Genomic DNA, 17,197 nt, shown 5'->3' with positions numbered 1-17,197 from the left:
CCGATCGGAGAGACCATGAGCATCCTGCGACAGGGCGCAGATGTCGTCGGCACAGCGGTGCCGCCCCGGCTGCGGGTGGTGATCGCCGAGCCCGGGCCCGACGGCCACGATCACGATCACGACCACGGTGCCGGGATGGTCGCCCGGGCGCTGGGCGACGCCGGGCACGAAGTGAGCCGCCCCGGCCCGCGCCCGGCTCCCCAGCACGTCCTCGCGACCGCCGATGTGCTGGGCGCCGACCGCGGGGACGTCCAGGAGCCGACATGCTGACGAAGGTGCTCATCGCCAACCGTGGCGAAATCGCTGTCCGTGTCGCCCGTGCCTGCCGGGACGCGGGACTCGGGAGCGTGGCCGTCTACGCAGACCCGGACCGCGACGCTCTGCATGTGCGGGCGGCCGACGAGGCGTTCGCTCTGGGCGGTGACACCCCGGCCGCCAGCTACCTGGACATGGCCAAGGTGCTCCAGGCGGCCAAGGACTCCGGGGCGGACGCGATCCACCCGGGCTACGGCTTCCTCTCGGAGAACGCCGAGTTCGCCCAGGCCGTGCTCGACGCCGGTCTCACGTGGATCGGCCCGCCCCCGCAGGCGATCCGGGACCTCGGCGACAAGGTCGCCGCCCGCCACATCGCCCAGCGCGCCGGCGCCCCGCTCGTCGCCGGCACCCCCGACCCCGTCGAGGGTGCCGCCGAGGTCGTCACCTTCGCGAAGGAGCACGGGCTGCCGATCGCGATCAAGGCCGCGTTCGGCGGCGGCGGGCGCGGGCTGAAGGTCGCGCGCACGCTGGAGGAGATCCCGGAGCTGTACGACTCCGCGGTCCGTGAGGCCGTCGCCGCGTTCGGGCGCGGGGAGTGCTTCGTTGAGCGCTACCTCGACAAGCCGCGGCACGTGGAGACCCAGTGCCTGGCCGACACCCACGGAAACGTGGTCGTCGTCTCCACCCGTGACTGCTCGCTCCAGCGCCGCCACCAGAAACTCGTCGAGGAGGCCCCGGCCCCCTTCCTGTCCCGGGCGCAGAACGCGCAGTTGTACGCGGCGTCCAAGGCGATCCTGAAGGAGGCCGGCTACGTCGGCGCCGGCACGGTCGAGTTCCTGGTCGGCACAGACGGCACGATCTCCTTCCTGGAGGTCAACACCCGCCTCCAGGTGGAGCACCCGGTCACCGAGGAGGTCACCGGCCTCGACCTCGTACGCGAGATGTTCCGCATCGCCGACGGCGAGGAACTCGGATACGACGACCCGGCCGTTCGCGGTCACTCCTTCGAGTTCCGCATCAACGGCGAGGACCCGGGCCGCGGCTTTCTGCCCGCCCCCGGCACCGTCACCCTGTTCGCCCCGCCCGCCGGCCCCGGGGTCCGCCTCGACGCGGGGGTCGAGTCCGGCAGCGTCATCGGCCCGGCGTGGGACTCCCTGCTCGCCAAGCTGGTCGTGACCGGCGCGACCCGTGAGCAGGCACTGCGGCGCGCCGGGCGTGCGCTGGCCGAGTTCACCGTCGAGGGCATGGCCACCGCGATCCCCTTCCACCGCGCGGTCGTGGCCGACCCGGCGTTCACCGCCGACCCCTTCCGGGTCCACACCCGGTGGATCGAGACGGAGTTCGTCAACGACATCGAGCCGTACGCGGTCCCGGCGGACCAGGACACCGATGAGGAGTCCGGCCGCGAGACCCTCGTCGTCGAGGTCGGCGGCAGGCGCCTGGAAGTCTCCCTGCCCTCCTCGCTCGGCACGAGCCTGGCCCGCACCGGCCTCGCCGCCGGCGCCAAGCCCGAGCGCCGCGCCGCGAAGAAGTCCGGCTCCGCCGCGTCCGGCGACACCCTCGCCTCCCCGATGCAGGGCACGATCGTCAAGATCGCCGTCGAAGAGGGCCAGGAGGTCGAGGAAGGCGAGCTCGTCGTCGTCCTCGAAGCCATGAAGATGGAACAGCCCCTCAACGCCCACCGCTCCGGCACGGTGAAGGGTCTGGCGGCAGAGGTCGGCACCTCGGTGTCCTCCGGCGCCGCGATCTGCGAGATCAAGGACTGACCCGGGGCCGGGTACCGGGCGCCCCGGCGCCAACGGCCGGCGAACACCCCCAAGACCCGCCGGTGTCTCTTTCTGGCATCGGGCGGCGACGATGCGGATCCGGAGTGCGGGGCCCGTCCTGCCGACTGACATCTGTCACTCCGGGTCCGCTTCGTCATGCCTGGTGAGCGGATGACCGGAGGGCTGGCGACGACCCAGGCGCTCCGTGAGACGTACCTCAGGTTCCTGGTGGGTGCCCGATGCCGCTCGTGCCCTGCCCTGCCCACGCACACGCACCGGCCCCGGGCTGATGACCCGGGGTCGGTGCGTGTGAACGGTATTCGGAGCGAGTGGGATGGTCGGGCGTGCCGCTGGTCAGCCGATGCGCTCCAGGTCGGCGGTGTACAGCGGAGCCCGGGTCCGCGCGGCGATGTCCGCGGGGGACACGTCATCCGCGGTCTCCACGAGGAGGAACCCGTGATCGGTGACGTCGAGGACACCGAGATCGGTGATGACACGGTCCACGCAGGCGCGTCCGGTGAGGGGCAGAGTGCACTCGTCGACGAGCTTGGGTGTCCCGTCCCTGGCAGTGTGCTCCATGAGCACGACGACCCGACGCGCGCCGTGGACCAGGTCCATGGCACCGCCCATGCCTTTGACCATCTTGCCGGGGATCATCCAGTTGGCCAGGTCGCCCTGGGCGGAGACCTGCATGGCGCCCAGGACGGCCGTATCGAGGTGACCGCCGCGGATCATGCCGAACGACAGGGCGGAGTCGAAGAACGAGGCACCGGGGAGGGTCGTGACGGTCTCCTTGCCCGCGTTGATCAGATCGGGGTCCACTTGGTCGTCGGTGGGGTAAGGGCCGGTGGCCAGGATGCCGTTCTCGGAGTGCAGGACCACGTGCACCCCGGGCGGTATGTGGTCGGGAATGAGCGTGGGCAGGCCGATGCCGAGGTTGGCATATGAGCCGTCGGCGAGTTCGGCCGCCGCGCGGGCGGCCATGTCTGCGCGGGTCCAAGGCATCAGCGCTCAGCCTCCTTGCCGGAGAGGGACGCGGCGATCGTTCGCCGTTCGACGGGCTTGTGGGCCGCCTGCTCCGGGGTGAGCGGGACGACACGCTGTACGAACACACCGGGCAGGTGGATCTCGTCCGGATCCAGCACGCCGGGCTCGACCAGCTCTTCGACCTCGGCGATGGTGATGCGGCCGGCCATGGCGGCCGGCGGATTGAAGTTGCGGGCCGACTGGTGAAAGACAAGGTTGCCGTGCCGGTCCGCGCGAGCGGCGCGCACCAGGGCGAAGTCGCAGGTGATGGCCTCCTCCAGGACGTACTGGCGGCCCCCGAAGATCCGGACCTCCTTGACCGGCGAGGTCACGGCGACACTCCCGTCGGGACGGTGGCGCCAGGGGATGCCGCCCTCGGCCAGGGGCGTCCCCACTCCGGCGGGGGTGTAGAAAGCGGGAATGCCGCAGCCGCCGGCCCGCAGCCGCTCGGCCAGCGTGCCCTGCGGCACGAGTTCCACTTCCAGCTCGCCGGACAGATACTGCCGGGCGAACTCCTTGTTCTCCCCGACGTAGGAGCCGATGACCCGGGCGATGCGGCCGGCGCCCAGCAGGACACCGAGCCCGTGATCATCGGTACCGCAGTTGTTCGAGATCACGTGCAGGTCGCGGGGGCCCTGGTCGTGAAGCGCGGCGATCAGTGTGGCGGGTACGCCGCACAGGCCGAACCCCCCGACGGCCAGGGACGCACCGTCCCCTATGTCAGTCACCGCTTCCGCGGCGGACGCGAAGGTCTTGTTCATTCGATTCCTCTCCCTGGGGTGGCGGTTCGGTCCTGGGCGGCGGTTCCGGCGGCCTCCCGCGCCGTCGTCCTCGCCGTGCCACTCGTCTCACGAGGGACGACCTCACCGGTCCGTCCACCGGGGGTCAGGTGACGCCCGGCCCGAGGCGGGGGCGACGGCACGTGCCGCGTCGCCTTGGCGCCACCCCAGACGCGCTCGACACCGCTCAGAGCTCTCATGAACGTTCCTTACCTGAGTGAGATCCGGATTCGAGGAGACCGGAGACCGGTCGGACTAGTCAGTGAGCTCCAGCGCGGCGCCCACGATGCTGTCGGTGTCGATGCCGTGATACCGGTAGACGTCCTCCAGCGCCCCGGACTGACCGAAGCGGGTCACCCCGAGCGTGCGCAGCGGAACCCGGTTGATGTTCGCGAGAAAGGCCAGGCTGTGCGGGTGGCCGTCCAGGACGGTGACCAGAGGTGTGGCGCGGGAGGCGGGGAAGACCTGGTCGAGGATCCAGGTGTCGGCGTGGCCGTGACCGGAGCGTGCCTCAAGCGCCCGGAACAGCAGACCGGGGCTCGTGACGCAGGTGACGTCCGCGGAGATGCCCTGCTGCTGGAGCCGGTCGGCCGCCTGGAGGGCCTCGGTCGCCATGGCTCCCATGGCCGCGACGGTCACCTGCGGTCGCTCGGTCCGGCGCAGCGGGTACGCCCCGGCGACGACCTGCCGACGACGACGCTCTCGTGCGGCGGGATCGGTGGGAACCTGGGCCAGCGTCTGGTCGACGGGCCGTGTGGACAGCCGTAGGTAGGCTGAGCCGCCGTCTTCCCTGCCCAGTTGGCCGAGCGCGGCCAGCAGGACCCACTCGGTGTCGATGGCGAAGGCCGGCTCCCAGGTCGTGCATCCGGGCTGCTCGATGCCGAGCGAGGGAGTCGTGATCGATTGGTGGGCTCCGCCCTCGGGTGCGAGCGAGACTCCGGACGGGGTGCCGACCAGGATGGACTGGCCCCCGGCGTAGATGCCGAACGACCAGGGCTCAAGGGCACGTTGGACGAACGGGTCGTACATCACGCCGATGGGCAGCAGTGGCTCGCTCCAGCGGCTCCAGGTGGCGCCGAGTTCACCGAGCAGTCCGACCAGGTTGGTCTCGGCGATGCCGAGTTCGATGTGCTGGCCGGTGGGCTTCTCCCGCCAGTGCAGCAGTGTTTCGGCGTCGTCGTGGAACCAGTTGACCCGTTCGGCCGGGGCCCAGACGCCGACCTTGTTGACCCAGCCACCCAGGTTGGTCGTGGAACTGACGTCCGGGCTGACGGTGACCACACGCCGCGCCGTCTCCGGGGCGGCGCGGCTCAGGTCGAGCAGTACCCGGCCGAGGGCGGCTTGGGTGGTCGCGTTGCCGGTGGGGGTGCGGCCGATGTCGGTGGGCACCGGGGGTGGGCTCACGTTCGGGACGGGGGCGCGGGCCAGTCGTTTCGCCGTCTCGGCGCACAGGAGTCCGGCCGGCGAGTCGGCGGGGAAGGTCTCCCACGGTTGCGCCGGGTCCGTACCGGTCTGAGCGGCGAGTTCGTCGATCTGCGCGTCGGTCAGCAGCGACGAGTGGTTCTGCGGGTGGCCGTGGGTGGGGAGGCGGTACCCCTTGATCGTGTAGGCGAAGATCACGGTGGGCCGGTGATCGTCGACCGAGGAGAGCGCGTCGTCGAGCGCGGCGAGGTCATGGCCGCCCAGGTTTCCCACGACGTCCGTCAGAGCGTTGTCGTCGAGCTGTTCGAGGAGACCGGCGATCGGTCCGGCATCGCCGCCGGTGCCGGGCAGGCGCCTGCGCAGCTCGTCGGGCGAGCAGCGCAGCAGCCGCTGGTACTCGGGGTTCGGCATGGAATCGATACGGCGGCGAAGCTCCACGCCTCCGGGGCGGGCGAACTGCTCCTCCAGCAGGGTGCCGTACTTGAGGGTGAGCACCTGCCAGCCGGCCGACGAGAACATGCCCTTCAGGCGCTCGGCATTGATGTCGGGGACGACCCGGTCCAAGGACTGCCGGTTGAGGTCGACGATCCAGACGAGTTCGCCGAGGCTCGCCACCTGCGGGTCGAGGACCGCTTCCCAGACGGCGCCCTCGTCAAGTTCGGCGTCACCGACCAGGGCGTACTGGCGGCCCGCTGGGGTTCCCGGGCCCCCGGAGGCATAGCGGCGGGCGATGGCCCCCCAGATGGTGGCGGTGGCGCCGATGCCGACGGAGCCCGTGGAGTAGTCGACGGGGTCGGGATCCTTGGCACGGCTCGGGTAACTCTGGAGACCGCCGAAGGCGCGCAGGGTCGGCAGGTACGCGGCGTCGAGGCCGCCCTGAAGGTAGTTGATGGCATGCAGGACCGGTGAGGCGTGCGGCTTGACGGACACCCGGTCCTCGGCCCTGAGGTGGCGGAACCACAGCGTGGTCATGATCGAGACCATCGAGGCGCATGACGCCTGGTGGCCGCCGACCTTGAGTCCGGTGGGGTTGGGCCGCACCCGGTTGGCGTGGTGGACGACGGCGCTGGACAGCCACAGCACGCGGTCCTCGACGTCGCGCAGGACGTCGTAGGAACCGTCGTGCCGAGGGCTGGACACGGTGGGCGGGGCTGGGGCGGTGGTCATGGAAGGCAACTCCTCACGGCCCGCCCGGCGGTGGGAGCCGGGGCGAGGCGGGAAAGCGACAGTGGACGTGCCCGGGGTACGGCGGGCCGGGCGACCGCGCGGGACGGAAACGTCCATGGGGGCAGGGGCCGTTGTCACACCCGCAGCAGTAGCGGGTCCGGCCCACTGTTATATCTGAGCACACCATTCGGTCCGGAGAATGGCAAGGACCTGCGTCATAACAGTGCAGGATGCCCAATGCCGACTAACCACCGCCGGGAAAGGTGCGCATCGTGCCCAACTCCACCCGGGTCAATTCCACTGACGCCAAGGTATTGCTGGCGCTCGCGGAACACCCTCGGGCCACCGTCGTCGCGCTCGCCGGTCAGGCCGGGCTCAGCCGCAACACGGTCCAGGCGAGGCTGAGCGCGCTCGACCGGAGCGGGGTCGTGCGCTCCTTCGAGCACTGCGTCGATCCGGCCGCCCTCGGCTGTCCGCTGACCGCTTTCATCACCACCCAGGTCGTCCAGCGCAGGCTCGACGAGGTCGCCGCCGCCCTGGCCGCCGTTCCGGAGGTCCTCCAAGCGCACGGGCTGAGCGGGGAGAGCGATCTGCTGATCCAGGTCGCGGCCACCGACGCGGACGATCTCTACCGGATCGCCGGACGGATCCTCGGCATCGGCGGCGTGGAGAAGACCAGCACCGCCCTGGTCATGCGGCAGTTGGTCGGCTATCGCGTCGGACCGCTGCTGCGGCGGGCAGCCGAGGCGAGCACCTGAAGAGGGCTCGATATTTTTGATAACATCAGCGCCCGATCAGCTGCCCCCAGGGAGGGCCGTCGTGGCTGGAGGCACTCCTGGTGGACGACGCGTGAGACCGCTCTCCGTGGTCGAAGAGGTGACCAAGGAGGTTCGCCGGTCCATCCTCGCCGCCGAACTGCGCCCCGGCCAGGAGTTCTCCCTGCGCGAGATCGCCGACCGGCTGGGCGTGAGCAACATCCCGGTGCGCGAGGCCCTCATACGGCTGGAAGGTCAGGGCCTCGTCGTCACCGCCCGCGGCAGGAGCGCCATGGTCGCCCCGCTCAGCCGTGAGGATCTTCGCGCCGTCTACCGCATGCGGCGCCGGATCGAACCCGGACTCGCCGGGCGGGCCTGCCTGATGCTCACCGGCCCGGACCACGCCCGACTCGCCGCGAACCTGGCCGTCCTCGCGGACGCGCGCCTCGGCCCGGACGAAATCCATGAGGCCCACCACCAGTTCCACCTGGAGCTGCTCCGTCCCGCCGCCACCGACTGGGACCTGCGCGTGCTCGGCATGCTCTGGCACGCGGCCGAGCGCTACGTACGGCTCTCCTTCGGCGGACGCGACAGCGATCCCGACGAACCCCGCCGCAGGAGGGCCGCCCACGCCCTCCTCCTCGACGCCGTGGCGCAGCGCGACCCCGGGCTCGTGTCCCAAGCCGTCCTCGCGCATCTCGACGTCAACGAGCGCATCGCCCAGGACGGCGTCGCGGCCATCGCCGGCTGACCCGCCGCCCACCGGACAGCGGCCGCGTCCGCATGCGGGTCGCCGGCGGCCAGGTCCGCTGCCACCACATCGTGCACCCTGTTCACCACGGCGCACTGCCCTGAGACCGTGGTCCGGCCGAAAAAAATAGGCCGTCCAGAGGGTTGGTGTTATCACATATCAAAGCTACCGTGGTCTGCATCACCCGGTCCTCGGAGCACGCAGAGCGCGACGTCAACGTCGCCCGTACGAGTCGACGGAAGAACTCAGGAGAGCCGTCATGCCAGTGAGCCCGAAGTTCGCCCACGTCGTATTCCAGACAGGACAGCCGCAGGCCATGCGGGACTGGTACTGCACGGTCCTCGACGGCCACGTCGTCCACACGGACGAGGCTCTTTCCTTCATCACGTTCGACGAGGAACACCACCGCGTCGCGCTGATCCATCCGCCGGCGACGCTCAAGCGCAAGACCCCCGACACGGCCGCGATGCATCACGTGGCGTACACCTTCGACAACCTCGACGACCTGCTCGACAGGTACGTCCGGCTGCGTGACCAGGGAGTCCTGCCCGCGGTCTGCATCGCGCACGGCGTCACCACCTCTCTGTACTACCGCGACCCCGACGGCAACATGGTCGAGATGCAGATCGACCGCTTCGCGGAGCCGGACGACGCAACCGCCTACATGAAGGGCTCGGAGTACCGGGCCGATTCCGTCGGCCCCGCCTTCGATCCGGAGGCTCTACTCGAAGCCCGGCGCGCCGGAGCCACGGTCGAGGAACTGTCGGACCGCGCCTGGGCGCTCAGGTCAGGTCTGCCCGCTCCGATGCCCGTCCTCATGGGCCAGGGCAGTTGAGGGACACGCACATGAAGCACGACGTACCACGGACCACTCAGCCCGCGGATCTCCTGCCGGGATGCCATGTGATGGGGCTGACCCCCTTCACCCGCGACGGCGACCTCGACGAGGGTGCCCTACGGGAACACGCACGGCGGATGGCCGACGAGAACATGGGGTTCTGGCCGGCGAGCCCCGCCACCGGCGAGGGCGCGCAGATGAGCGACGCGGAGATCCTCCGCGCCCTGGAGATCGTCGTCGAGGAGACGGCCGGACGGGTCCCCGTGATCGCCAGCGGTCTGGAATTCCCGACGGCGGCGCTCAACATCGCGTTCATGAAGGAGGCGCGGCGGCGGGGAGCCGACGCGGTGCAGCTGTATCCGCCGACCCTGGGCCACTCGTTCGCCCCGAGTCCGCAGATGCTGGAGCGGTTCTACGACGAGGTCCTCTCGTCGGTGGACGTGCCGGTCGTCCTCTCCAGCAACCTCATGACCGGATTCGAGGTTCCGGCCTTCGTCCTGGAGCTGCCGGTCGCCGAACACCCACATGTGACAGGGGTGTTCAAGAACCACTCGGACCAGCAGAACATCGCTGACTTCGTCACGCGGTTCGCGCCGCGCACCACCGTGCTGACGATGCTCCAGAAGCTGGTGTTCGCCGCCCCGGCCGGGGCGACGGGCGCGCTGGACAACCTCCAGAACGTCGCACCGCGCCTGAGCCGGAGCCTGTACGACGCCCTGCTCGGCGGTGACCTCGCCGCGGCGGGCGACCACTATCGCGTCATGACGGCGCTGTGGAGTGAACTCGGGCGGTTCACCGCCAAGTACTCCGCGCCGCGGGTCGTCGTCTACAAGGCGATGCTGCGGATCATGGGCCTGCCCGGTGGCCACCCCAGGAAGCCGTACGTCGACCTGGGCGACGACGCCCTCAAGGCGCTCACCGGGATCATCGACGCCGTCGGGCTGTACGAGGCCGAGGGCCTCGCATGACCCCCGGCCACCTCCTCCCGCCGACTCGAAGGAGCACACCATGACGACCCTCGGTCGAAGCGTCGCGCCGCAGGTGTTCCGCGACATGATGGCCGGAGTCTGCGCACCGGTCACCGTGGTCACGACGGTCGGCAACGGCACCCCCGTGGGTGCCACCGTGAGTTCGTTCGCCTCGCTGTCCCTCGACCCCCCGCTGGTCACCGTGGCGTTCGACCGCAACTCCCGTGTCCTGGAAAGGATCCAGGCCGAGGGCAGGTTCGGCGTGAACCTCCTGGGCCACGCCCAGCAGGAACTCGCGGTGCTGTTCGCCACCCGCGACGTGGACCGCTTCGCGGCCGCCGAATGGCACTTCGACAACGGTCTGCCCCGCCTCGACGGCGCCGCCGGCTGGCTCGAATGCGACCTGTACGAGGCGGTGGAGGGCGGCGACCACATCCTCCTGCTGGGACACGTGGTCGGCGCGAGCCGGGCCGAGCTGCCGCCCCTCGTCTACGCCTACCGCACCTTCGGCACCCACTCCCACTACCACGAACGCCGGCGGCCGCCGATCACCGACTCGATCGCCGCGCTCGCCCGCTGACGACTCCCCCGACCCGAACCGTACGACAGGCCCGAGACCGAAAGGGAAGCACCACATGGCATCCGCGACCGAAGCGCCGAGCACGGCGAGTGTCCCCAGCACCGAGGAGATGGTGGCGCGGGTCCGCGCGCTGCACCCGCTGTTGGAGAAGAACGCGGCACAGGGCGAGCAGGACCGGCGTGTGTCCGAGGAGAGCATCCGGGCGCTGACCGAGGCCGGCATCTTCAAGATCGCCCAGCCGAAGCGGTACGGCGGCCACGAGATGTCCGTACGCACGCAGGTCGAGGTGGCGGCGGCCGTCGCCGAGGCCGACGGGGGCACCGCCTGGGTGGTGACCCTGTGCAACCAGTGCGCCTGGATGACGGGGCTGTTCCCCGAGCAGGCCCAGGACGACGTCTGGAAGGGCAACCCGGACGCCAAGATCTCCGGCGTGGTCACACCGAGTTCGGAGTCCGTGAAGGTCGACGGCGGCTTCGTCGTCAACGGCCGCTGGTACTACAACTCCGGCTCCTGGCACTCCGACTGGGCCGTGCTGGGCATGCCGGTCGTCGACGAGGCCGGGCAGGCGATCGACCACGGCATCGCGCTGATCCCGCGGAGCGACCTCGGGTTCGAGGAGACCTGGTTCGTCGCCGGGATGAAGTCCTCCGGCTCCAACTGCCTCATCGCCAAGGACGTGTTCGTCCCCGATCACCGCATCATCTCCGCGCCGAAGGCGTGGCAGGGCGAGGTGGGCACGGAGCACACCGAGGAGGTGCTCTACCGCAGCGCCTTCACCCCCGTGCTGGCGCTGGGTGTCGCCGCCCCGCAGCTCGGCATGGGCCGCAAGGTCCTGGAGTTGGTGAGCGCGAAGGCGGCCACGAAGCCGCTCTCGTTCACCTTCTACAAGACGCAGTCGGAGTCCGCGGTCTTCCGGCACCAGATCGCCAAGGCCGCCATGCTCGTCGACACCGCCGCGCTGCACCTGGAGCGCGCCGTCGACGCGGTCGACGCGGCGGCCCGCGAGGGCGTCTACCCCGACGAACTCATGCGGGCGCGGGCGCGGGCGGACGCCGGCTGGGTGGTGGAGAACATCACCGAGGCGATCAACCTGCTGCTGTTCGCGCACGGCGCGGCCGGCTTCGGCGAGAACAACGTCATCCAGCGTCACTGGCGCGACTCCGCGGTGGCGGGCCGGCACGCCTACATCGTGCCCGCCGTCAGTCTGGAGATGTACGGGACGGCACTGCTGGCCCAGGACGGGAACATCACCCCGATGCTCTGAGAGGCCCCGGCTTCCCGGACCGCGCCGCTGGCCTCTGCGCAGCGTTATTACATATATCTTCCGTTTTCGCGTGACGGGGTCACTGCGGAATGAGCCCCAGGGTCAGCGTTGCCCCGGAGGCAGGAGAGCAGATGCGGAGCAAGAACGAACAGGTCTCACCACCCGCCCCGGCCGCAGGCGCCTCCACGGGCCAGGCGCCGGGCACGCCCGGTGCCGGTCCGGGCGGTGCGCCGGGCCGGGTCGCGGTGGAGATCCGGGGGCTGACCAAACGCTTCGGGCGGGCCACCGTCCTGAGCGACGTGGACCTCACCATCGCACCGGGGGAGATCCACGCACTCGTCGGTCAGAACGGTTCCGGGAAGTCGACCCTGATCAAGATCCTCTCCGGGGTCCACACCGCGGACGCCGGACATGTCCGGGTGGGAGGCCACACGCTCTCCCAGCCCGTCCGCCCCGCCGACCTGAGCCGGCACGGCCTGGCCTTCGTCCACCAGGACCTCGGCCTCGTCGAGGACCTCACGGTCGTGGAGAACGTCCGGGTGGGCCAGTACGATCCGGGACGGCTGTCCCGGAGGATCGACTGGGACGAGGAGTACCGGCGCACCGAGGAGACTTTCGCCCGGCTCAACGCGGACATCTCGCCCCACGCCAGGCTCGGGACGCTGCAGACAGGCCGGCGGGCGGTCGTCGCCATCGCCCGGGCCGTCCAGGGCCAGCACCCCGGCACGGGATGCATCGTGTTCGACGAGTCGACCCAGTCGCTGCCGCGCGAGACCCTGCCGGAGTTCTACGACATCCTGCGGGCCATCGCGCGCTCGGGCACCGGCATCCTCATCGTCAGCCACCGGCTGGACGAGGTGATGAGCCTCGCCGACCGGGTGACGGTACTGCGCGACGGCAGGGCAGCCGCCACGGGCGTGCCCGTCGCCGACCTCGACGAGGCGGAGCTGAGCAGGCTCATCCTCGGCCGGGAGCTGGCGAGCGGCCGGATCGGCGCCGCGCCCCGGAAGGACGGCGTGCTGCCGGAGACCGTCTTCGAGGCCACCGGCCTGTCCGGCACCACGCTGCACGATCTCGACCTGCGGGTGCACGCCGGTGAGGTCGTCGGCATCACCGGCGCCGGCGACTGCGGGCTGGAGGAGATCGAGGACCTCCTCGCCGGCGGCCACCGCAAGGGCGGCGGACGGCTCAGGGTCGGGGAACGGGAGTTCTCGCTGCCGGGCGCCGATGCCGTCGCGCTGCACGACGCGGGGCTGGCCGTCATCCCGCAGAAGCGGATGCAGGACGGCCTGGCCGCCGAGGTGGGGGCCATGTCGAACGTGACCCTGCCGCGGGTGACGAAGCGGGGGCGGCTCTTCCTGAGCCCCGGCTGGCAGCAGCGGGAGTTCCGCAAGGCAGTCGAGATCTTCGGTATCACCCCGGCGCAACCGCACGCCCCCGCCGCCGCCTTCAGCGGCGGCAACCAGCAGAAACTGCTGCTGTCGAAATGGCTTCTGAACGCGCCGCGCGCCCTCATCGCGTGCGAGCCGACACAGGCCGTGGACGTCGGCGCCCGTCTGGACATCCTCCGGGCCCTGCGCGAGGCCGCCAACGAGGGCAAGGCCGTCGTGATCTGCTCCATCGAGGTGCAGGACCTCTCCGTGGTCTGCGACCGCGTGATCGTCCTGCGCTCCGACCGGGCCCCCCTCGAACTGCGCGACGACATGTCCGCCGAGGCGATCACGGAGGCCACCTATGCCTGACCCCACCCGTCAGCCGACGCCGGGCCATGAAGGAGAGACCACCGTGACCGCCCACGACAGCCTCACCACCACGAAGGGCGAGCGGGCGGCCGGGCAGGCACCCGCCACCTCCGAGCCCGCGCCGCACGGCGCGGGCCCCGGCCGGGGCAAGGCCCTCGCGGCCGACGCGGCGCGCCGCGGCAGCCTGATCCTCGTCTGGGTCCTGCTGTTCCTCACCTTCGGTCTGCTCACGCCCGACAAGTTCCTCACCGTCGGCACGCTCCAGACCATCTTCGGCTCGCAGCAGGCCCTGGTGTTCATCGCGCTCGGCGCGCTGTGCGCCTTCTCGGTGGGCGAGTTCGACTTCTCCGTGGCCGCGGTCGCGGGCCTGTCGGCCACCCTGGTCGCCGTCCTCGTCACCGAACAAGGCCTCAACATATGGCTCGCGGCCTTCATCGCCGTGGTGACAGCCGTGGGCATCGGAGGCTTCAACGCCTTGCTGATCATCAAGATCGGCATCAACCCCATCGTGACGACCCTGGGCGTCGCCACCCTGCTCACCGGTCTCTCCTCGCGCATCTCCCACGGTGGCAGCGTCTTCCTGGAGAGCCCCCAGCTCACCAAGTTCGCCGCCACCGACGTCCTCGGACTGCCGATCAGCTTCTTCTACGGGCTGGCCGTCGCCGTCCTCTTCACCTACGTCATGACGTCCACGCCCCTGGGACGCCACATGCTGTTCGTGGGCTCCAACCGCAACGTGGCACGGCTCGCGATGGTCCGGGTCAACCGGATCCGCCTGGGCGCCTACCTCTCGTCGTCGCTGCTGTGCGGCGTCGGCGGCGTCCTCCTCGTCGGCAGCGTCGGCGGCTTCGACCCGGCCAGCGCCCCCTCGTACCTGCTCCCCGCGCTGTCGGCGACGTTCCTCGGGACCGCCGTCATCCAGCCGGGGCGGTTCAACCCGGCCGGCAGCATGATCGCGATCTACTTCCTGGCCACCGGCATCGTCGGCCTGCAACTCCTCGGTTTCGCGGGCTGGATCAGCGACGTCTTCTACGGCTCCGCCCTCATCATCGCCATCGTCCTGTCCACGCTGTTCCGCCGGGACCGGCGCCAGTCCTGACCGCCCTCGGTCGACCGCCGCCGCGGGGCGGTGGCGGTCGGCCCCATTCGACTCGAGGCACATCAATGAAGATCAACCCGAGCCGCAATCACCTGTCGTCGCGCCGCGCCGCCGGACGGGCGAGGATCAGCCTGGTCGCCGTGGCCGCCTTCACGGCCGCCGCGCTCACCGCGTGCGGCGACACCGACGACGCCGGTCCCGCCGCGAAAGGCGTGTCCGGCGAGGAGGGCGTCGCCCACGCCAAGGCGGCGGTCGACAAGCACCTGCCGGCGCTGAACGACGTCAAGGCACCGGGCGGGGAGGTGTCCGGCCTGGACAAGTTCCGGGGCCGGACCATCAGCTACGTGCCCATCACGCTCAAGGCCACCTACTTCCAGGCACAGTTGGAGCAGATCACCGAGGCTGTCAAACCCCTCGGCATCAAGGTCCAGGTCTGCGACGCCCAGGCGCAGCCCACCGTGGCCGCACAGTGCCTCAACCAGGCCGTCGCCGCCCGCTCGGCCGGCATCGTCACGGACTCGCTGCCGTTCGCCCTGGCCAGGAACGCCTACGAGGGGGCCGCGAAGGCCGGCATCCCGGTCGTCGCCTCCGACGTGTCGGACCCGGTCCCCGCGGCGTGGGCGGACCACGTCGTCACCACCGACAACGGCCAGGACGTGGGCAGCCGCCTCATGGCGGACGCCATCATCGCCGACTCCGGCGGCGACGCGAACGTCCTGTTCGTGAACACGACCTCGACCAGCACCACCAAGGATTCCTCGGACGCCGTCCTGGACGAGTTCGAGAAGCGCTGCCCCGGCTGCAAGGTGACCACGGCCGGCTGGGAGTCGACCGCGGTGCAGAAGATCCCGACGACCGTCAGCGTCGCGCTCAACTCCGATCCCGCCATCGACTACGTCTACGTGAGCTACGACCAGCCGGCCAGCCCGCCCGCCATCCAGGGGATCCGCCTCTCCGGCCGCGCGAACAAGGTCAAGCTGGTGGGCTACGGTTCCGACGTCACAGCCATGCAGCGCATCGCCGGCGGCTCCCAGCTCGCGGACGTCGCCGTCGACCCGGCCCTCGTGGCCTGGAACAACACCGATCGCCTGCTGCGCCTGATGTCCGGCGCCGACGTGCCCGAGGCCTCGGCGTACATGATCCCGCGACGTATCTTCAACAAGAGCAACATCGATTCCGTCGACGGCCGCAGCGTGAAGGGGTTCAAGAACGGGGCCTGGTTCACCGACGGTTCGTTCCGCGACACCTACCACAAGCTGTGGGGCGCGAGCTGATCCGTCGCACGGACATCACGAGCACCGATCAGGAGCACTCGACATGACGGACACCATCGCCGGGGGAACCTACGTACTCGGCGGCGACCTCACCGTGACCCGGATGGGTTACGGGGCCATGCAGCTGACCGGCAAGGCTGCCTTCGGTCCGCCGGCCGACCGCGCCGCCGCCCTCGCGGTCCTGCGCGAGGCACTCGCCCTCGGCATCACCCACATCGACACCAGCGACTACTACGGGCCGCACGTCACCAACGAGATCGTCAGGGAGGCTCTGCACCCGTACCCGGAGCACCTGCACATCGTCACCAAGGTCGGCTTCCTGCGGGACGAGAGGGGCGGGTGGCCGCAAGCGGCCGAGCCCGGGCAACTCCGCCAGGCCGTCCGGGACAACCTGAGCCGCCTGGGCCTGGCCTCCCTCGATGTCGTCAACCTCCGGATGGGCGGGCCGAAGGAGCCGGTGGCCGAACGGTTCTCCGTGCTGGCCGAACTGCAGCGACAGGGGCTGATCCGGCACCTGGGGCTGAGCACGGTGACGGCCGAGCAGATCGCCGAGGCGCAGACCATCGCGCCCGTGGTGTGTGTGCAGAACATGTACAACATCGCAGGCCGGGCCGACGACGCGCTCATCGACTCGCTCGCCGAGCAGGGCATCGCCTACGTGCCGTACTTCCCGCTCGGCGGTTTCAACCCGGTGCAGTCCGCGGTGCTCGACGAGGTGGCCACACGTCTGGGGACGACCCCCAAGGCCGTATCCCTCGCCTGGCTTCTCCAGCGCTCCCCCAACATCCTGCTGATCCCCGGCACCTCGTCGGTGGAACACCTGCGGGAGAACGTCCGCAGCGCCGCCCTGACGCTGCCCGAGCAGGCCGTCGCCGAACTGGACGCCATCGCAGACTGAGCCACGACACCCGGCCCCGCACGCCCCACCACAGGAGACCCGAGAATGCCCTCCACGCCCAAATTCGCTCACGTCGTGTTCCAGACCTCACAGCACGAGGCGATGCGCGAGTGGTACTGCTCGCTGCTGAACGCCCACGTCGTCTACGAGGGTCACGGCCTGACCTTCATCACCTTCGACGACGAGCACCACCGCATCGCCCTCGCCCACATCCCCGACCTCGAACCCAGGCCGAAGAACGCGTCGCTGGTGAACCACGTCGCGTACACCTTCGACTCGCTCGACGAACTCCTCGACCGCTACGTCGAGCTGAAGGCCAAGGGCATCGAACCGTGGAGGCCCGTCCAGCACGGGGTCACCACGTCGCTGTACTACGAGGACCCGGACGGCAACCACGTCGAGATGCAGGTCGACAACTTCGCCACCGCTGACGAGGCCACTGCGTACATGGAGGGCGAGGAGTACGACAACGACCCGATCGGGGTGCGCTACCGGCCCGAGCTGATGGTGGAGGCGCTGCGGTCCGGCGTTCCGGCCGCCCAGCTCCAGACCCGGCAGTGGGCCAAGGAGACGAGCCCCGAGCTGCCCCACCCGATGGCCGACTGAGACCGGC

Annotated in this window: 16 protein-coding genes; 13 read left to right on the top strand and 3 right to left on the bottom strand. The window is 70.3% G+C overall.

All coding sequences use genetic code 11. The features are described from left to right. Nucleotides 1-15: 15 nt before the first annotated feature. A complete protein-coding gene (locus tag AB0J21_RS08900; protein ID WP_363145140.1) occupies nt 16-270 on the top strand; it encodes a hypothetical protein in 255 nt (84 codons plus the stop codon). Then, on the top strand, nt 267-2,021 hold the full coding sequence (locus AB0J21_RS08895; RefSeq protein WP_363145230.1) for a biotin carboxylase N-terminal domain-containing protein: 1,755 nt from the start codon (nt 267-269) through the stop codon (nt 2,019-2,021). Before AB0J21_RS08900 ends, AB0J21_RS08895 begins: the two co-directional genes overlap by 4 nt. A 354-nt stretch (nt 2,022-2,375) precedes the next feature. Here AB0J21_RS08895 and AB0J21_RS08890 read toward each other — a convergent pair whose 3' ends face one another. From AB0J21_RS08890 to AB0J21_RS08880, 3 genes are all read right to left on the bottom strand, one after another. Continuing rightward, nucleotides 2,376-3,026 carry a 3-oxoacid CoA-transferase subunit B gene (locus tag AB0J21_RS08890; RefSeq protein ID WP_363145139.1) on the bottom strand — a complete coding sequence of 217 codons (651 nt, stop codon included), beginning with the start codon at nt 3,024-3,026 and terminating at the stop codon, nt 2,376-2,378. Continuing rightward, the gene (locus AB0J21_RS08885; RefSeq protein ID WP_363145138.1) at nt 3,026-3,808 is read right to left on the bottom strand and encodes a CoA transferase subunit A; all 783 of its coding nucleotides are present in this window, start codon (nt 3,806-3,808) and stop codon (nt 3,026-3,028) included. Before AB0J21_RS08885 ends, AB0J21_RS08890 begins: the two co-directional genes overlap by 1 nt. Before the next feature lie 273 nt (nt 3,809-4,081). Continuing rightward, nucleotides 4,082-6,415 carry a transketolase C-terminal domain-containing protein gene (locus tag AB0J21_RS08880; protein ID WP_363145137.1) on the bottom strand — a complete coding sequence of 778 codons (2,334 nt, stop codon included), beginning with the start codon at nt 6,413-6,415 and terminating at the stop codon, nt 4,082-4,084. Between the two features lie 272 nt (nt 6,416-6,687). Between AB0J21_RS08880 and AB0J21_RS08875 the strand changes: the two genes are divergently transcribed. The 11 genes from AB0J21_RS08875 to AB0J21_RS08825 all read left to right on the top strand — a co-directional run bounded on the left by AB0J21_RS08875 (nt 6,688) and on the right by AB0J21_RS08825 (nt 17,190). Next, nucleotides 6,688-7,173, top strand: a complete 486-nt coding sequence (locus tag AB0J21_RS08875) for an Lrp/AsnC family transcriptional regulator (protein ID WP_363145136.1) — start codon at nt 6,688-6,690, stop codon at nt 7,171-7,173. Between the two features lie 91 nt (nt 7,174-7,264). Next, nucleotides 7,265-7,921, top strand: coding sequence for a GntR family transcriptional regulator (locus tag AB0J21_RS08870; RefSeq protein WP_363145135.1), 657 nt, complete (start codon nt 7,265-7,267; stop codon nt 7,919-7,921). Nucleotides 7,922-8,180: 259 nt separating this feature from the next. Continuing rightward, nucleotides 8,181-8,756 carry a VOC family protein gene (locus tag AB0J21_RS08865; protein ID WP_363145134.1) on the top strand — a complete coding sequence of 192 codons (576 nt, stop codon included), beginning with the start codon at nt 8,181-8,183 and terminating at the stop codon, nt 8,754-8,756. Nucleotides 8,757-8,767: 11 nt separating this feature from the next. Further along, nucleotides 8,768-9,727 carry a dihydrodipicolinate synthase family protein gene (locus AB0J21_RS08860; RefSeq protein WP_363145133.1) on the top strand — a complete coding sequence of 320 codons (960 nt, stop codon included), beginning with the start codon at nt 8,768-8,770 and terminating at the stop codon, nt 9,725-9,727. Nucleotides 9,728-9,767: 40 nt separating this feature from the next. Next, a complete protein-coding gene (locus AB0J21_RS08855) occupies nt 9,768-10,307 on the top strand; it encodes a flavin reductase family protein (RefSeq protein WP_363145132.1) in 540 nt (179 codons plus the stop codon). Nucleotides 10,308-10,362: 55 nt separating this feature from the next. Next, entirely contained in the window at nt 10,363-11,571 is a 1,209-nt protein-coding gene (locus tag AB0J21_RS08850) for an acyl-CoA dehydrogenase family protein (RefSeq protein ID WP_363145131.1), read from the top strand. Nucleotides 11,572-11,702: 131 nt separating this feature from the next. Beyond that, nucleotides 11,703-13,313 (top strand): sugar ABC transporter ATP-binding protein, encoded by a 1,611-nt coding sequence (locus AB0J21_RS08845; protein ID WP_363145130.1) that lies wholly within the window; start codon nt 11,703-11,705, stop codon nt 13,311-13,313. Nucleotides 13,314-13,356: 43 nt separating this feature from the next. Then, the gene (locus tag AB0J21_RS08840) at nt 13,357-14,412 is read left to right on the top strand and encodes an ABC transporter permease (protein WP_363145129.1); all 1,056 of its coding nucleotides are present in this window, start codon (nt 13,357-13,359) and stop codon (nt 14,410-14,412) included. A gap of 65 nt (nt 14,413-14,477) precedes the next feature. Beyond that, on the top strand, nt 14,478-15,686 hold the full coding sequence (locus tag AB0J21_RS08835) for a substrate-binding domain-containing protein (RefSeq protein ID WP_363145128.1): 1,209 nt from the start codon (nt 14,478-14,480) through the stop codon (nt 15,684-15,686). A gap of 43 nt (nt 15,687-15,729) precedes the next feature. Further along, on the top strand, nt 15,730-16,584 hold the full coding sequence (locus tag AB0J21_RS08830) for an oxidoreductase (protein ID WP_363145127.1): 855 nt from the start codon (nt 15,730-15,732) through the stop codon (nt 16,582-16,584). A gap of 45 nt (nt 16,585-16,629) precedes the next feature. Further along, the gene (locus AB0J21_RS08825) at nt 16,630-17,190 is read left to right on the top strand and encodes a VOC family protein (RefSeq protein WP_363145126.1); all 561 of its coding nucleotides are present in this window, start codon (nt 16,630-16,632) and stop codon (nt 17,188-17,190) included. The last annotated feature ends 7 nt before the right edge of the window (nt 17,191-17,197 follow it).

Source organism: Streptomyces sp. NPDC049954 (assembly GCF_040656295.1).
GTDB lineage: Bacteria > Actinomycetota > Actinomycetes > Streptomycetales > Streptomycetaceae > Streptomyces.
The sequence above is the reverse complement of the archived record's forward strand: the minus strand, read 5'-3'. Positions and strand labels throughout refer to the sequence as shown.

Excerpts from the sequence above, each read along its gene's own strand:
- AB0J21_RS08900 (WP_363145140.1), top strand. The coding sequence starts at position 16 with ATGAGCATCCTGCGACAGGGCGCAGATGTCGTCGGCACAGCGGTGCCG.
- AB0J21_RS08890 (WP_363145139.1), bottom strand. The coding sequence starts at position 3,026 with ATGCCTTGGACCCGCGCAGACATGGCCGCCCGCGCGGCGGCCGAACTC.
- AB0J21_RS08885 (WP_363145138.1), bottom strand. The coding sequence starts at position 3,808 with ATGAACAAGACCTTCGCGTCCGCCGCGGAAGCGGTGACTGACATAGGG.
- AB0J21_RS08880 (WP_363145137.1), bottom strand. The coding sequence starts at position 6,415 with ATGACCACCGCCCCAGCCCCGCCCACCGTGTCCAGCCCTCGGCACGAC.
- AB0J21_RS08865 (WP_363145134.1), top strand. The coding sequence starts at position 8,181 with ATGCCAGTGAGCCCGAAGTTCGCCCACGTCGTATTCCAGACAGGACAG.
- AB0J21_RS08860 (WP_363145133.1), top strand. The coding sequence starts at position 8,768 with ATGAAGCACGACGTACCACGGACCACTCAGCCCGCGGATCTCCTGCCG.
- AB0J21_RS08855 (WP_363145132.1), top strand. The coding sequence starts at position 9,768 with ATGACGACCCTCGGTCGAAGCGTCGCGCCGCAGGTGTTCCGCGACATG.
- AB0J21_RS08850 (WP_363145131.1), top strand. The coding sequence starts at position 10,363 with ATGGCATCCGCGACCGAAGCGCCGAGCACGGCGAGTGTCCCCAGCACC.
- AB0J21_RS08845 (WP_363145130.1), top strand. The coding sequence starts at position 11,703 with ATGCGGAGCAAGAACGAACAGGTCTCACCACCCGCCCCGGCCGCAGGC.
- AB0J21_RS08835 (WP_363145128.1), top strand. The coding sequence starts at position 14,478 with ATGAAGATCAACCCGAGCCGCAATCACCTGTCGTCGCGCCGCGCCGCC.
- AB0J21_RS08830 (WP_363145127.1), top strand. The coding sequence starts at position 15,730 with ATGACGGACACCATCGCCGGGGGAACCTACGTACTCGGCGGCGACCTC.
- AB0J21_RS08825 (WP_363145126.1), top strand. The coding sequence starts at position 16,630 with ATGCCCTCCACGCCCAAATTCGCTCACGTCGTGTTCCAGACCTCACAG.